Source organism: Polaromonas sp., assembly GCF_035638815.1.
Lineage (GTDB): Bacteria > Pseudomonadota > Gammaproteobacteria > Burkholderiales > Burkholderiaceae_C > Polaromonas.
In genome coordinates this window covers 21118-36825 of record NZ_DASQZG010000009.1, presented here as the reverse complement: position 1 = coordinate 36825, position 15708 = coordinate 21118, and the positions used below count along the sequence as shown (strand labels likewise).

At 57.8% G+C, this 15708-nt stretch carries 13 protein-coding genes; 10 read left to right on the top strand and 3 right to left on the bottom strand.

From position 1 onward, the window contains the following. Positions 1-7: 7 nt before the first annotated feature. Complete coding sequence (gene ilvA / locus VE934_RS04055; protein WP_324884590.1) at positions 8-1624, bottom strand: threonine ammonia-lyase, biosynthetic; 1617 nt, start codon at positions 1622-1624, stop codon at positions 8-10. Between the two features lie 244 nt (positions 1625-1868). On the opposite strand from ilvA, the gene VE934_RS04050 reads away from it, so the two are divergent. After that, entirely contained in the window at positions 1869-2339 is a 471-nt protein-coding gene (locus VE934_RS04050; RefSeq protein WP_324884588.1) for an OsmC family protein, read from the top strand. A 65-nt stretch (positions 2340-2404) separates the two neighbouring features. On the opposite strand, the gene coq7 is transcribed toward VE934_RS04050, so the two are convergent. Further along, positions 2405-3022, bottom strand: a complete 618-nt coding sequence (gene coq7 / locus VE934_RS04045) for a 2-polyprenyl-3-methyl-6-methoxy-1,4-benzoquinone monooxygenase (protein ID WP_324884586.1) — start codon at positions 3020-3022, stop codon at positions 2405-2407. A gap of 297 nt (positions 3023-3319) precedes the next feature. Here coq7 and VE934_RS04040 point away from each other — a divergent pair, with 297 nt between their 5' ends. The 9 genes from VE934_RS04040 to VE934_RS04000 all read left to right on the top strand — a co-directional run bounded on the left by VE934_RS04040 (position 3320) and on the right by VE934_RS04000 (position 14148). Beyond that, positions 3320-4558 carry a porin gene (locus VE934_RS04040; RefSeq protein ID WP_324884584.1) on the top strand — a complete coding sequence of 413 codons (1239 nt, stop codon included), beginning with the start codon at positions 3320-3322 and terminating at the stop codon, positions 4556-4558. Positions 4559-4819: 261 nt separating this feature from the next. Then, entirely contained in the window at positions 4820-5476 is a 657-nt protein-coding gene (locus tag VE934_RS04035) for a DUF3047 domain-containing protein (RefSeq protein ID WP_324884582.1), read from the top strand. A 90-nt stretch (positions 5477-5566) separates the two neighbouring features. Further along, complete coding sequence (locus tag VE934_RS04030; protein ID WP_324884580.1) at positions 5567-7150, top strand: ABC transporter substrate-binding protein; 1584 nt, start codon at positions 5567-5569, stop codon at positions 7148-7150. 126 nt (positions 7151-7276) lie between these two features. Continuing rightward, positions 7277-8257 carry an ABC transporter permease gene (locus tag VE934_RS04025; protein ID WP_324884578.1) on the top strand — a complete coding sequence of 327 codons (981 nt, stop codon included), beginning with the start codon at positions 7277-7279 and terminating at the stop codon, positions 8255-8257. Next, positions 8257-9495, top strand: coding sequence for a M20 aminoacylase family protein (locus VE934_RS04020; protein ID WP_324884576.1), 1239 nt, complete (start codon positions 8257-8259; stop codon positions 9493-9495). The genes VE934_RS04025 and VE934_RS04020 overlap by 1 nt, the downstream gene beginning before the upstream one ends. 28 nt (positions 9496-9523) lie before the next feature. Continuing rightward, the gene (locus tag VE934_RS04015; protein ID WP_324884574.1) at positions 9524-11104 is read left to right on the top strand and encodes an ABC transporter substrate-binding protein; all 1581 of its coding nucleotides are present in this window, start codon (positions 9524-9526) and stop codon (positions 11102-11104) included. A 60-nt stretch (positions 11105-11164) separates the two neighbouring features. Continuing rightward, entirely contained in the window at positions 11165-12076 is a 912-nt protein-coding gene (locus tag VE934_RS04010; protein ID WP_324884573.1) for an ABC transporter permease, read from the top strand. A 102-nt stretch (positions 12077-12178) separates the two neighbouring features. Beyond that, the gene (locus VE934_RS04005) at positions 12179-13156 is read left to right on the top strand and encodes an ABC transporter ATP-binding protein (protein ID WP_324884571.1); all 978 of its coding nucleotides are present in this window, start codon (positions 12179-12181) and stop codon (positions 13154-13156) included. After that, positions 13153-14148, top strand: coding sequence for a dipeptide ABC transporter ATP-binding protein (locus VE934_RS04000; protein WP_324884569.1), 996 nt, complete (start codon positions 13153-13155; stop codon positions 14146-14148). Before VE934_RS04005 ends, VE934_RS04000 begins: the two co-directional genes overlap by 4 nt. A gap of 618 nt (positions 14149-14766) precedes the next feature. On the opposite strand, the gene VE934_RS03995 is transcribed toward VE934_RS04000, so the two are convergent. After that, a complete protein-coding gene (locus VE934_RS03995; protein WP_324884567.1) occupies positions 14767-15615 on the bottom strand; it encodes an SIS domain-containing protein in 849 nt (282 codons plus the stop codon). Positions 15616-15708: the final 93 nt, after the last annotated feature.

Below are 15708 nucleotides of genomic sequence, written 5' to 3'. Positions count from 1 at the left end.
GCGCTGGTCAACGCGCGGCCTGCAGGAACAGACGGTAAACCGGGTTGTCGGTTTCTTCCACGTGCGGGTAGCCCAAGGTATCCAGAAAATCCTTGAAGGCCTTGTTGTCCGCCTTGGGCACCTGCAGGCCCACAAGAATGCGGCCATAGTCGGCGCCCTGGTTGCGGTAGTGAAACAGCGAAATGTTCCAGCCCGGCTTCATGGCGCCCAAAAATTTCATCAACGCCCCGGGCCGCTCGGGAAACACAAAACGCAGCAATCGCTCGTTGCTTGAGAGCGCGCTGTGCCCGCCCACCATGTGGCGGATGTGTTCCTTGGCCAAATCATCGTGGGTCAGGTCCAGCGCCTTGAAGCCGTGCTTGCTGAAGTTATTGGCAATTTTGGTGCTTTCGCCTTTGCCTAGCGTGGTCAGGCCGACAAACACGTGCGCCTCGCTGGCGTCGCTGATGCGGTAGTTGAACTCAGTCACGCTGCGTGGGCCGCCGGGGAGCTCGCCTATCAGCTCGCAAAAGCGCCTGAAGCTGCCGCGCTCTTCGGGAATTGTCACTGCAAACAGTGCCTCGCGCTCTTCGCCCACTTCGGCGCGCTCAGCGACGAAGCGCAGGCGGTCAAAGTTCATGTTGGCGCCGCACAAAATGGCGGCGTAGGTTTCGCCTTTGGTTTTGTGGGTGGCCACGTATTGCTTGATGGCGGCCACGCTCATCGCGCCTGATGGCTCGACGATGCTGCGCGTATCGATGAACACGTCCTTGATGGCGGCGCACACAGCGTCGGTGTCCACGGTGATGAACTCGTCCACCAGCTCGCGGCTGATGCGGAAGGTTTCTTCGCCTACCAGCTTGACGGCTGTACCGTCGGCAAACAGGCCCACGTTGGGTAATGTCACCCGCTTGCCGGCGCCCACAGACAGCGCCATGGCGTTGGAGTCGTTCATCTGCACGCCTATGACCTTGACCTCAGGCCGAACCGCCTTGATGTAGTTGGCCACGCCAGAAATCAACCCGCCGCCGCCTATTGCCACAAACACCGCATCCAGCGAGCCTTTGCCTGTGGTCTGAATCTGCCGCAGGATTTCCACGGCGATCGTGCCCTGTCCGGCAATCACGTCCGGATCATCAAACGGGTGCACAAAAGTCAGCCCCTTCTTTTTCTCCAGCGTCACCGCGTAGGTGTAGGCGTCTGAATAGCTGTCGCCGTGCAGGATCACCTCGCCGCCGAAAGACTTGACCGCGTCCACCTTGACCTGCGGCGTTGTGACAGGCATCACGATCACGGCGCGCGTGCCCAGCTTGTGCGCACCCAGCGCCACGCCTTGGGCATGGTTGCCGGCCGAGGCGCAAATCACGCCTTTTTTGAGCTGGGCCGGGCTCAAATTCGCCATCTTGTTGTAGGCGCCGCGCAGTTTGAAGCTGAATACGGCTTGCTGGTCTTCGCGCTTGAGCAGCACCGTGTTGTTGACGCGCCGGCTGAGATTTTTGGCCGGCTCCAGGGGGGACTCCACCGCCACGTCGTAAACCCGCGCTGTCAGAATTTTTTTCAGGTAATCAGCCGGTTTGAGATCCCGGGTTGACGCCGCAGCTGTTTTTTGGGGTGATTTGGCGGTGGTTTTTTTGGCAGGCAACATATTTTTTCTCGCAGGGCCGAATCATAGGCCCAAGAAAAAAGGCCCAGTCCTTGCGGACTGGGCCTGTAAATCCACCCTTAGAGGGATGGAGGAGACAAACGGTGCACGAAAAACAAAATCTGTTCGTGCGATGATTTCAGTATAGCGGGCAGATGTTGCGCTGCAACAATATCTGTTGCGAAAAATAAACGTTTAGAGGCTTCTGCCCAGTCATTCTGGGCTTTTTTTAAAGGGATGGCGAGTGATGGAATGCACAGTGAGCTGGACCGGCGCAGGCGCCAGCACGGGGGCGGGTACAACTTCGGGCTCTGCCATGAGTTTTTTGGCAACTACCGGCAGCGGCCACACATTGGTGATGGACGGGGCGCCCGATGCCGCCAAGCCAGAAAACGGCGGGGCAAATTTGGCGCCGCGCCCCATGGAAACTGTGCTGGCCGGCACCGGGGGTTGCACCGCCTACGATGTGGTGCTGATCCTCAAACGTGGCCGTCACGATGTGCGCGGCTGCGTTGTCAAGCTCACCTCCGAGCGTGCCGAAGTGGACCCGAAGGTATTTACCAAAATTCACATGCATTTCGTGGTTACCGGACGCGGTATTCCGGCTAGTGCGGTAGAGCGCGCCATCGCCATGAGCCACGACAAATATTGCTCGGCCACCATCATGCTGGGCAAAACTGCGGACATCACCACCGGTTTTGAGCTGATCGAGGCCTGAATTTAAGGAAAAGACGCTATTCGCCCTTTATTTGCAAAGCTTTATCGCTATTAAATGCATAGCAATTAGATGTAGTGAGCCGTTGTTGTCATGACTTTGGCCGATGCCCGCATTAAGGCTTTAACAGGTGCAGGAAGCTCAAATCCGCCTGCATTTTGAGCCTCTTGCGCATGCCGGGCTTCGTCGTCCTTCATCTGCGCCACGATGGCGCGCGAGGCGTGGTCGCCAGAGGGCAGGCGCTCCAGGTGGGTGGCCAGATGGGCCTCAACCTGCCGCTCGGTTTCGACGACAAAGCCCAGGCTGGCCTTGTCCCCCAGGCGCCCCGCCAATAGACCCAGGCCAAATGCACCCGCATACCAGAGGGGATTGAGCAGGGACGGCCGTGCGCCCAGCTCTTCAAGCCTTTCGCGCGTCCACGCCAGGTGGTCACCTTCTTCGCGGCTGGCCTCCATGAAATGCTGGCGCAAAACAGGGTTTTTGGTGCTTAGCGCCTGGGAGGCGTAAAGGGCCTGGGCGCAAACTTCCCCCACGTGGTTGACCCGCATCAAGGCGCCCACAAGGGCTTTTTCAGGACCACTCAGCTCTGTGGCTTGCCCGGCAACGGTGGGGCATGCCCGGCTGGCGTGGGGTTTAGCGAAAAGGGTGCGCAGGGCACTGTCGGCGGCATTGAGCAGGGTGTCCATGAGGTTCCGGGGGTCTTTTCACTTGTTTTTAAGCTGACAGGCGGCGAGAAGACAGTTTATCTGTCCGGATGCGGAGGGGCGCCTCCCCGTACCCAGAGCCCCTTTTGCTTGGCTTGTGGCGTTTGTCCTACGAGGTGACGGGCATTTGTTGCAAGGGTGCAACGGAAATGAAATTAGGTGGCTATTTCCTTTGCGAAAGGTCCCGGCCTCTGGTGCAATACATACAACTTCCTAAACGGAGGTTGGCCCGGGGATCCGAATCCTGGAGCCCTATGTTTAACCTTGGAGAAACTCGCAATGAAAAAATCCCTAGTCGCGCTGGCTGCACTGTCCTTCATCGGTGCAGTCTCCGCTCAGTCTTCTGTCACCCTGTATGGCCGTTTGGACATGGGTCACGCTGTCAACAAGAACACATCTAGCACCACAACGACAACGCCCGCTGGCGTCAGCACCACAACGAACTCGGACTCCAAGAGCACCAGCTTGGCAGGCGCAGAAAGCATGCGCACAACGCAGCGCCTGGGCGTTCGCGGTACTGAAGACCTCGGTGGCGGTTTGCGCGCTAACTTCGCGTTTGAAACACGCCTTGCTTCTGACAATGCTCCTGGAGCATCCCAGTTGAGCAACGGCTACAGCACCCAAGCTACTTCTTTCGGCGCTACCCGTTTGGCTCTGGTCCAGTTGGCTGGCGGTTTCGGTTCCGTGACCATTGGTACCTACCTCAACTCGCTTGACGACGTCCGCGGTTACAGTGCTGGCACGTTCAACATCGCTGGCGGTGACTATCTGGCCAAGAGCGTTCAGCCCGCCGGTCTCAGCGGTCGTTCACAGAACGCAATCGCATACAAGACTCCAAATATGGGCGGCTTTACAGCTTCGATCGGTTTTGTCGGCGAGCGTACCAAAGGTTCTTCGCAAGTCATTACCGGTGGTGTTGCGGCTCCAGCTACAAGTACGGACGCTCGGACCCGCGGTGCCATGGCTAGCGTTGCCTACAACAATGGTCCTTTGAATACGCAATTGACCCACGGGCAAGCTCGCGTCTCCACACAGACCGGCGCTGCGGCGACTTCGGCAACTACTGACGGCAAAGTCCGTGACACAGCATTTGCTTTGAGCTACAACTTTGGGGTAGCGATTCCTTACATCATCATGGAGCGTGCACGCACGACAGGTGCTACTCAGACCCTGCCAGCGGCGGCCCTGCCTGTTAGCCTGCGTACGCGCGGCGTTGAAATCGGCTCGAAGTTTCCTATGGGTGCGTTTACTCCCTACGTTCTGGTCGCTACTGGCAAGACAAGCAGCAGCGCAGACGCTGGGGGCAACACCATAGTTAACGACAGCAAAACACGCGCGTTCCAAATCGGCACCACGTACGACCTCAGCAAGCGTACTTATGTGTACGCAGCAGTTGGTCGTGATCGTGTGACCGGCTCTGGACGCTCCAACGCCATCGTTGGCGGTGCTTTGGTTAACACCACTGGTTCTTCCTCGCGCAACTCTGGCTACGCCCTCGGCGTTGTCCACCAGTTCTGATTTTTGCTAGCGCAAGCTAGCTGATTGACGAGCCAAAAAACCCTGCCGTGGTCACACGGCAGGGTTTTTTATTGCTTTGACACGGTGTTATCCGCATCCCAAATTATTTCGATGAACAGGTTGTCCGTGCACTTAAGTCGAAATGGACTCCTGGCATTTTTTCGTCGAGCTTTTACTGGTGCACTGATTTTGCAACTGGTCGCCTGTGCTTCTTTTCCCGGCAATCCCGCTTTATTTGAAGATCAAGCCAAGCCGTGGGTCATGGCCTCGACCGCGCAGACTGCGGAAAATGCCCCGCCCCCCGTGTGGCGGCACCAGTCATTTCCCGGTAAACAGGCCAGTCAGTTCAAGTATGTACGGCTTGATGGCCGGGACGCCATAGCGGCTACATCCTTGTCGTCTGCCAGCATGGTGCGGCAGGTAGTTCGTGTAGAGCCTGCGCAATTGGACGGTGTTCGCTTTTCGTGGATGGTGCCTGAGCTGATCGCCCTAGCTGACATGGGTGTTCGCGAATCTGACGACTCCCCTGTTCGCATCGTTCTGGCTTTTGAGGGGGATCGCAGCAAGCTGTCCGCCAAAAACACCATGTTGTCCGAGCTCGCCAATGCCTTGAGCGGCGAGCCCATGCCGTACGCCACCCTCATGTATGTGTGGTGCAATACGCGCCAACCCGGCTCGGTCATCGTTAACGACCGCACAGATCGGGTCCGTAAACTCGTTGTGGAGTCCGGCGAGGCCAGGCTGCACCAGTGGATCAATTACGAGCGAAACATTCGCGCTGACTACAAAAAAGCATTTGGTGAAGAACCCGGCGCTTTGGTTGGCATCGCCATCATGACGGACAGCGACAACACCCGCTCAAAAGCCAAAGCCTGGTATGGCCCTGTCACACTCGGGACTGCAATGCTGCCCAGATAGTCGGGGCGGGCAGTCATTGAGGGAAAGTCCTTGGATGCATCAGGCATTCTTGTTGCATAGTAGGCAGCTTTCCAACTGATAGGTCTTCCTATGAAACTCAAACTTGCATTGTGTGCTGCTGCCGCCGTTGCAGTTCTCTCGGGCGCGCCAGCCCTCCATGCCAAAACATTCAAATGGGCCGCCGCCGGTGAAATTTCCACCTGGGACATTCACTCTCAAAACAATGCTTTGCAGAGTGGAATTCACGCCGCTGTGTACGAGTCCCTTGTGTACTACAACAGCCGGACTTTCAAGATAGAGCCCATGCTGGCCACCTCTTGGACGCAGGTAAATCCAAGTCAGTTGCGCGTCACCCTGCGTCAAGGTGTCAAATTTTCTGATGGATCGCTTTTTACTGCTGACGACGCGGTCTACTCATTGACGAGGGCCATGGCCAAGACGTCCAATTTCACGCCTTATGTTTCCGGATTTGACCGCATAGTGAAAGTCGGCCCGAATACGATTGACATTTTCACGAAGGGGCCAAACCCTGTTCTTCTCAATCAACTTACCGAGTTGCGGATGATGAGCAAAGCGTGGGCTGAGAAGAACGACTCTGTGGAGCCTAAAGACATCAAAAACGTTAACCAAGAGACTTTTGCCAACCGGAACGCGATGGGCACTGGGCCTTTTACCCTCACGCTGTGGCAGCCTGATCAAAAAATGGTTTTCAACGCCAATCCGAACTGGTGGGGAAAGATGGAAGGGAATATCACCGAGATTATCTTCACGCCGATTAAATCCGAGGCCACACGAGTGGCGGCCTTGTTGTCTGGTGAAGTTGACTTTGTGCTCGACCCTAGCCCGCAGGATCTGGCCCGCCTGCGCAGCAGTCCCAACCTGAAGGTGATCGACGGCGTGGAAAATCGCACACTTTTCTTTGGCATGGACCAGTTCCGAGAAGAATTGCCTGGCTCCAACATCAAAGGCAAAAATCCACTTAAGGACTTGCGGGTGCGAAAGGCCTTATACCAGGCTATCGACGTCAATAGCATTGTCCGCGTGAGCTTGCGCGGCTTGGGTCAGGCCACGGGTGCCATGGTGGCGCCGCAGGTCAACGGCTGGACCGAAGGCGTGCACAAGCGTCTTCCCTTTGATCCTGAAGTGTCTAAAAAACTTCTGGCCGAAGCTGGCTACCCTAGCGGTTTCGAAGTCGATTTTGCTTGTCCAAATAACCGCTACATCAATGATGAGGAAATTTGTCAGGCGGTGACGGCCATGTGGTCGCGCATTGGCGTGAAGGCAAAGTTGCGCACGCTCCCCTTGGTCACCTATTTCCCGATGATCCAGCGTTACGAAGCCAGCATCTACATGCTGGGCTGGGGTGTGCCAACGTTTGACGCGATGTATAGCCTGCAGTCACTCACGCGTAGTGTAGGAACGGGCGGCGATGGCAATTACAACGTGGGTCGCTACAGCAACCCGCGCATGGACGCCGTCGTTGATCGCGCCAAATCGGAAAGTGACATCTTGATACGCAACCGCCTTCTAACCGAAGGCCTGCAGCTGAGTAACGATACCGTGTCGCACCTGCCTCTGTACAACCAGATCATTCCATGGGCCATGAAGAAAAACATTGATTTGGTGCATCGTGCTGATGCCCGGATCGACTGGCGACTTATCAAGGTCAACTAAGCCAGGCAAAAAAGGATCCTCCGGGATCCTTTTTTCTACGCATTCCCTTTAGGTCTAAAGGAAATCCCGGTACCGGCACGTTGCTTGCTCTGCTAGCATCAGCTGACGTTTTTAATCTCAATTTCGATGTTTGCATTCATTCTTCGTCGCCTGTTTCAGGCTGTGATCGTCATGATCAGTGTGGCGTTTATCGCCTTCATGCTATTTCAGTACGTGGGTGATCCGGTCGTGTTTTTGCTTGGACAGGACGCTCAACCTGCGCAGATTGCACAGTTACGCGCAGATCTCGGGCTGGACCAGCCCTTCTTTGTGCAATTTGGCCACTTTCTGGTCAATGCAGTTCAAGGCGAGTTCGGTCTGAGTTTGCGCCAGGGAGCCAAAGTCTCGCGCCTGATTGCCGAGCGCTTTCCCGCCACGCTGGAGCTTGCGTTGGCAGCCGCTCTGCTGGCCCTGTTCATCGGAATTCCTATGGGTGTTTACGCAGCACTGCGCCGCGGCACTTTTTTGAGTCAGCTGTTCATGACGGTTTCTTTGCTCGGTGTCTCTCTGCCGACTTTTCTGATCGGTATTTTGCTGATCCTTGTCTTCGCAGTAGGCTTGGGCTGGTTCCCGAGTTTCGGACGCGGTGACGTGGTGAAAATGGGCTGGTGGAGCACTGGCCTGCTGACGGCCAAAGGCTGGCAGCATCTTGTCCTGCCCGCTGTGACCCTCGCCATCTTCCAGCTCACGCTGATCATGCGACTGGTCCGTGCAGAGATGCTGGAAGTGCTGCGCACGGATTACATCAAGTTTGCGCGCGCTCGTGGCCTGTCCAATAGTGCCATCCACTTCGGGCACGCCCTTAAAAACACGCTCGTGCCCGTAATGACCATCACCGGGTTGCAGTTGGGGGGGCTGATCGCCTTCGCCATCATTACGGAGACGGTTTTTCAATGGCCTGGCATGGGGTTATTGTTTATTCAGGCCGTCACCTTTGCCGACATCCCTGTCATGGCAGCCTATTTGTGTCTGATCGCGCTCATCTTCGTGGTAATCAATCTGGTGGTGGACTTGCTGTACTTCGTGGTCGACCCACGGCTGCGCGTCGGTGGTGCCGGGGGTCATTGATGCTGGCGCCGCGCCCCGTCCCCACGCTAAAGGCCAATGGCCGTGCGTTTGCCCATATCAGCGCTTACCACCCCGAGCTGACTGCTTTTCGCCGTGATTTGCATGCTCATCCCGAGCTGGGCTTTGAAGAGGTTTACACCGCCGCCCGTGTGAAGGAAGCGCTTGAGCATTGCGGCGCGGACGAGATTCACTCCGGCATTGGCAAGACCGGAGTGGTTGCCGTCATCAAAGGAAAGCGCAACACCAGCGGCAAAATGACGGGCCTGCGCGCCGACATGGATGCGCTGACCATGACCGAGCACAACGACTTTGCCTGGAAGTCCCAGAAGACCGGCATGATGCATGGTTGTGGGCACGACGGGCATACGGCCATGCTGGTTGGAGCTGCGCGCTATCTTGCGGCTACCCGCGAGTTTGATGGCACGGCCGTGCTGATTTTTCAACCCGGTGAAGAAGGTTTTGCGGGCGCGAAGGCCATGATTGAAGACGGCCTCTTCGACCGCTTTCCGGTTGACGCGGTGTACGCCATGCACAACTGGCCGGCCATGAAGCCGGGAACGGTAGGCATCCGGACGGGGCCGATGATGGCAGCTGCAGACCGCGTCACCATTGAAATCACGGGGCGCGGCGGTCACGGCGCCCATGCTTACATGACGGTCGACCCGGTGCTGGCCGCCGCCCACATCATCACCGCTGTCCAGAGTATTGCCTCGCGCAATGTCAACCCGGTTGATAGTGCGGTGGTCAGCATATGCGCCATGCAGGCCGGGGACCTGGGTGCCATGAGCGTGGTGCCGGGCAAGGCCACATTGGTGGGCACGGTTCGCAGCTTCAATCCGGAAGTTCAGGACCTGATAGAGCGCCGCCTGAGCGAGTTGTGCAGTGCGGTGGCTCTGGGCTTTGGTGCCACGGCCTCTGTGCACTATGAACGCATCTACCCGGCCACCGTGAACTCATTCGACGAAACCCGGTTCGCAGTGAAAGTAGCTGAATCGGTGGTGGGCCCGGACCATGTGGTGAGCGACATGGCGCCCAGCATGGGGGCAGAAGACTTTTCTTTCATGTTGCAGGTCAAGCCAGGCGCTTACATGCGCATCGGGCAGGGAGCTGAAAACGGCGTTGGTAGCTGTTTTTTGCACAACGCCCGCTACGACTTCAACGACGACATCCTGCCCCTCGGTGCAGCTTTGCACGCAGGCCTGGTTGAACAATCCATGCCTTTAATCGCGTCACGCTAAACAACTTTTTGTTCAACAGGAGAACTTCATGAGTTTCAAAAAAAATGCTGTCTTTACGCTGGTGGGCGCGGCCCTGGCAGCCGCGGCCTTTGCGGCGTCTGCGCAGACGGTGCGAATCGCCAATCAGGGCGACGCATTGTCCATGGATCCCCACTCGCTCAATGAGTCGCTGCAACTCAGCGTGACGGGCAACGTCTACGAAGGCCTGGTGGGGCGCAACAAGGATTTGAGCCTGGCGCCCGCGCTGGCAACCGCCTGGCGCCAAACGTCGCCAACGGTTTGGCGCTTTGAGCTTCGCAAAGGCGTGACCTTCCACGACGGCACCCCGTTTACCGCAGATGACGTGCTGTTCTCGTTTGCACGCACCCAGGCCGAAGGCTCTGACATGAAGAGTTATACCAACGACTTCAAGGAAGTCCGCAAGGTTGATGACTTCACGGTGGATATCGAAACCAAGACGCCTTTCCCCATCCTCCCCGAGGTGCTGTCGCTGGCCTACATCATGAGCAAAAAATGGTGTGAGACCAACCAGGCGCTGCGTCCCGTCGATCGGCGCAAGGGTATTGAAAATGCGGCCTCTTTCCGCGCCAACGGCACTGGCCCTTATCGCCTGCGTGAGCGCCAGCCCAACGTGCGCACGACGTTCTCCCGCAACGGGAACTACTGGGGCAAGATTGAGGGCAACGTGCAGGATGTGGTCTACACACCGATTGGCAATGACCCAACGCGCGTGGCTGCCTTGCTGTCTGGCGAAATCGACGTGATGGAGCCGGTGCCCGTGCAGGACGTGGCGCGTGTCAATGCCAGCGCTGGCGCACGTGCCGTCACAGGCCCGGAGTTGCGCACCATATTCTTGGGCATGGACCAAAAGCGTGACGAGCTCCTTTACTCCAGCGTTAAGGGCAAAAACCCATTCAAGGACAAACGCGTCCGTCAGGCGGTTTATCAGGCCATCGATATCGAGGGTATCAAGCGCACGGTAATGCGTGGTGCCTCCAACCCTACGGCATTGATGGTAGGACCAGGTATTAACGGATTTTCTGCAGAAGCCAAGCGCCTGCCTTTTGATCCTGAGGCGTCAAAGAAGTTGTTGACTGAGGCGGGTTATCCGACTGGCTTCGAGGTGACAATGAACTGCCCCAACGACCGGTACGTCAACGACGGTCAGATTTGTGAAGCGGTCGCTGCCAACCTGTCGCGCATTGGCGTCAAGATCAATCTCGCCGCTGAAACCAAGGGTACTTATTTCCCGAAGATTCTGCGCCGCGACACCAGCTTTTATTTGCTGGGCTGGACGCCGGGTACCTATGACGCGCACAACGCGCTGAACGCGCTGATGGCCTGCGTTGACGACAAAGGCGCAGGACAGTTCAATCTGGGTGCTTATTGCAATCCAAAAGTTGATCAACTCACCAAGGCCATCCAGTCTGAAACCGACAAGACCAAACGTGCGGCGATGATCAAGGAAGCGTTTGACGCCCACTCCGCAGAGGTCGGACACATTCCTTTGCATCAGCAGGCGCTGGCATGGGGCGTCAGCAAGAAGGTGGACCTGGTCCAGCTGGCTGACAATTTCATGTTCTTCAAGTGGATGACTGTCAAGAAGTAACCGCGTCAAGCGAAGAAGGCGCTGACCCTTTGGCGCAGCGCCTTCCCATCTCTCCTACCCATGAAAAAAATAATTGCCGGCTGGCTGGACAGCGACATTGGTTACAGCTTTCGCACCTCTCCGGTCGCGATGGCTGCAGCCCTTGTCGCCCTGATCTGTATTTTCTGTTCGGTGTTTGCAGGCTTTGTCGCTCCGCATAACCCGTTTGACCTGACCACACTTGAGCTGAGCGATGCGCGTTTGCCTCCGGCCTGGTCGGAAGGCGGTTCGTCAAAGTACTTGCTGGGCACCGACGATCAGGGCCGTGACATCCTTTCGGCTTTGATGTACGGTGCCCGTATTTCCCTGGCGGTCGGTTTTGCGTCCGTGGTGTTATCCGTCGTCGTGGGCGTGGGTTTCGGTCTTCTGGCCGGCTTTTACGGCGGGTGGATTGATTCAGCCCTCATGCGCCTGTGCGACGTGATGCTGTCCTTCCCTGCAATTTTGGTGGCCTTGCTCATTGCAGGTGTGGGAAGGGCGCTCTTTCCGAACGCGCAGGACTCCCTTGCACTGGCGGTGTTGATCGTATCCATCACCCTCACAGGGTGGGTGCAATACGCGCGTACTGTGCGTGGCTCCACGCTGGTTGAGCGCAACAAGGAGTATGTGCAGGCTGCACGCGTAACCGGTGTGACTCCGCTGCGCATCATGCGCCGCCATGTGCTGCCCAACGTCATGGGCCCGGTGCTGGTGCTGGCAACCATCCAGGTGGCCACGGCCATCATCACGGAGGCGACCTTGTCTTTTCTGGGCGTGGGCGCGCCGCCCACCTCGCCGTCGCTGGGTACCCTGATCCGCATTGGCAACGACTACCTGTTTTCCGGCGAGTGGTGGATCACCGTGTTTCCCGGTGTGATGCTGGTAACGATTTCACTCAGCGTCAACCTGCTGGGCGACTGGTTGCGTGACGCACTCAATCCGAGGTTACGGTGACACCCCCGAAGCGGCCTTCGGCCGCCTCCCCCTCCAGGGGGCTCCACCTGTGGCCCGGCAAAGCCGGTTCCACGGTGGCCGCTTAAATTAAGTGAGTAGCGAATGAGTCTTCTACAAGTCAAAAACCTGATCGTCGAGTTTCCGGGCCGGCGCGGCACCTTGCGCGCGCTGGACGACATCTCCTTTGAAATCGCACCGGGTGAAATCCTTGGCGTGGTGGGTGAGTCCGGCGCCGGCAAGTCGCTGACCGGTGCTGCCATCATCGGCCTGCTGGAGCCGCCGGGCCGCATCGGCGGCGGGCAGATCCTGCTCGAAGGCCAGCGCATCGACAACCTGCCGTACGACCAGATGCGGCGCATCCGCGGCCGCAAGATTGGCGCGATTTTTCAGGATCCCTTGACCTCCCTCAACCCCTTGTACACGGTGGGTCGACAGCTGACAGAAACCATTCAGGCACATCTGCCGGTCAGCAATGCAGAAGCCCGCCAACGCGCGATTTCGCTGCTGCAGGACACGGGCATTCCTGCAGCTGAGCAGCGTATTGAGCACTACCCGCACCAGTTCTCCGGCGGCATGCGCCAGCGTGTTGTGATCGCCCTGGCACTGGCTGCTGAGCCCAAGCTGATTGTTGCCGACGAGCCGACCACAGCGCTGGATGTATCCATTCAGGCACAGATTATCACGCTGCTCAAAAGCATTTGCAAAAAACGCGGTGCCGCCGTCATGCTGATCACCCACGACATGGGCGTGATTGCCGAAACCTGCGACCGTGTTGCCGTGATGTACGCAGGGCGCATTGCCGAAATTGGCCCCGTTCATCAGGTGATCAACCACCCGGCGCACCCATACACCGCAGGGTTGATGGCAGCGATTCCCGACATCACCATGGATCGCGAAATGCTTAACCAGATTGACGGCGCCATGCCGCGCCTGAACGCCATTCCCGCGGGTTGCGCGTTTAACCCGCGCTGCCCGAAAGTGTTCGACCGGTGCAGACAGGAAAGACCGGCTTTGTTGCCGGCGGGTGAGACGCGGGCTGCCTGCTGGCTTCACGACGTCCGTGCGGGGGTGCCAGCATGAGCGCTCCTCTTGTTCAGGCGCATGACCTTGCAAAGACATTTGATGTATCGCCGCCATGGTTGAACCGTGTCCTCGAAGGCAAGCCCAAACTTATGCTGAACGCTGTTGACGGTGTCAGCTTCGAAATTGAAAAAGGTAAAACACTTGCGCTGGTGGGCGAATCAGGTTGTGGGAAAAGTACCGTGGCCCGGTTATTGGTCGGCTTGTACGAGCCCACTCGCGGTGGCCTGACTTTTGACGGTCAGGATGCACATGCCGCGTTCAAAACCCCCCAAGGCAGGCAGTTGCGCCGCCGCATCCAGATGATTTTTCAGGATCCGTACGCGAGCCTGAATCCGCGCTGGATTGTTGAAGACATAGTGGGAGAGCCCCTCAAAGAGCACGGCCTCATAACTGACGCAGCGGAGCTGAAGGCCCGCGTCGGAGAACTTCTCAAGTCAGTGGGCCTGTCACCACTGGACATGGTCAAGTACCCGCACCAGTTTTCAGGTGGCCAGCGGCAGCGCATTTCCATCGCCCGCGCTCTGGCGACAGAGCCGGAATTTTTGGTGTGTGACGAGCCAACCTCAGCGCTTGACGTGTCGGTGCAGGCTCAGGTTCTCAACATCATGAAGAACCTGCAGCGGGACCGTGGGTTGACCTATCTGTTCATTTCCCACAATCTGGCCGTGGTGCGCCACGTCAGTGACCAGGTGGGCGTGATGTACCTGGGCCGCCTGGTTGAGCTGGCCGACAAACAAACGCTGTTTGCAAGTCCGCGCCATCCGTACACGCGCATGCTGCTCGATGCCATTCCGAAGATGCACGACACCGGCAGGGCACGGACCCCGGTGCAGGGCGAGGTTCCCAATCCCTTGAATCCTCCAACAGGCTGCACTTTTCATCCGCGTTGCCCACACGTCAACGATCGTTGCCGTGCCGAGAGGCCACAGCTGCTGAACATTCAGGGCATCAAGATTGCTTGTCATGCGGTTGAAGAAGGGCGTATTTAGGCGCTATCGTTTTAATAGCTGTTGGCGCCCGTGGATAAAGGGCTGCGACGCTTTTTATTTGCGAAATGAGTTTGTTGGCGTCACGCTGCGTCTGCGTTGCGCCTTGGGCGGCAGGACTAACTCCCCACTCCCAACCCCCCCGCCCTTCCCTCGCCCCGCTGGGCGAGGGAAAGGAGCCACATTTGGCCCAGTGTGCTGCGCTCGCGTGCATGAATGGCGGTCTCGTGCAAGCTCTTGCGCGCAAAGCGCGCTAGAGCTTGTCATTCCGGCGAAGGCCGGAATCCATCCTCGCATCCGCATTTGATCTTGACTCCGCGCCCCACCCCGCTGTCTGCGTCCCGCAGCATCGCTGCGGGACGCAGACAGCAGGGTCGCCTTTTCTTTGGTGACTTTCTTTTGGCGACGCAAAAGAGAGTTACTTGCCGCCGCGCAACCCCCGGCAAGCAGGCAAATTACCAAAGTAAGAAGCAAAGAAGGCTTCGACAAGCTCAGCCCGAACGGTGGACAGTAGAAAGCGAACATGGATTCCCGATCGAGTCGGGAATGACAGGCCCGGAGGCAAAGGGGGTAAGGACGAACTCAGGGCCGACCGAGCAGCTCAATTAGCAACCGCAGACCTCACGTGTAACGCTTACTCCGCAAGTTATTCTTCATCTCCTTGAGCAAGGGTTGCAGCTTCGCACCGCCTATGCGCAGGGCCACTGTCGTCGCCAGGATGTCGATGATCATCAAATGCAACAGGCGCGACACCATGGGGCTGTAGCGGTCGTAACCTTCGGGATGATCTGCGGCCAGGTGGATGTGACCAGCTGCGGCCAAGGGCGAACCCGTCGCCGTGATCACGATGGTGGTAGCGCCATTTTTGCGCGCAATGTCGCAGGCATCCATCAAGTCCCGCGTGCGGCCCGAGTTGGAAACAATCACCACGCAGTCACCCGCGCCCAGCATGGAAGCGCTCATCACCTGCATGTGCCCGTCGCTGTAGGCGATGGTGTTGACGCCCAGCCGGAAAAACTTGTGTTGTGCGTCCTGTGCGACGATGCCGGAATTTCCGGCCCCATAGAACTCAATGCGTCGCCCGGTTTTGTAAGTTCCTGCCAGTGCGGCGCAGGCTTTTTCAATGGCGAAGGTAGACGCGTCGTTGCGATACTTCAGAAAAGCGGCGACGGTGTTGTCAATGACCTTGACCAGTATGTCGCTCGTTTTGTCGTCCACATCGACGCTGCGATGAATGAAGGGCACGCCTTCGCTGACGCTGCCCGCCAGCTTGAGTTTGAAGTCAGACAGGCCGTCATAGCCGACGCTGCGGCAAAAACGAATAACCGTTGGTTTGCTCACGTGCGCACGCATGGCGAGCTCCGACACTGGTAAGTTGGCAAATGCCCGCGGGTCACTCAATACCAAATTCGCCACACGCTGCTCCGCTGGCGCCAGCGATGGCAACGAGGCTTTGATACGGTCAAGCATAGGAGTTGCCCCCGTTTTGGTGTTGCAAGCAGGGGCGGCGGCCCTGACTTGAAAGATACCAGCGCGTCGAAGGTGCGCGTTGTTCCATTCCAG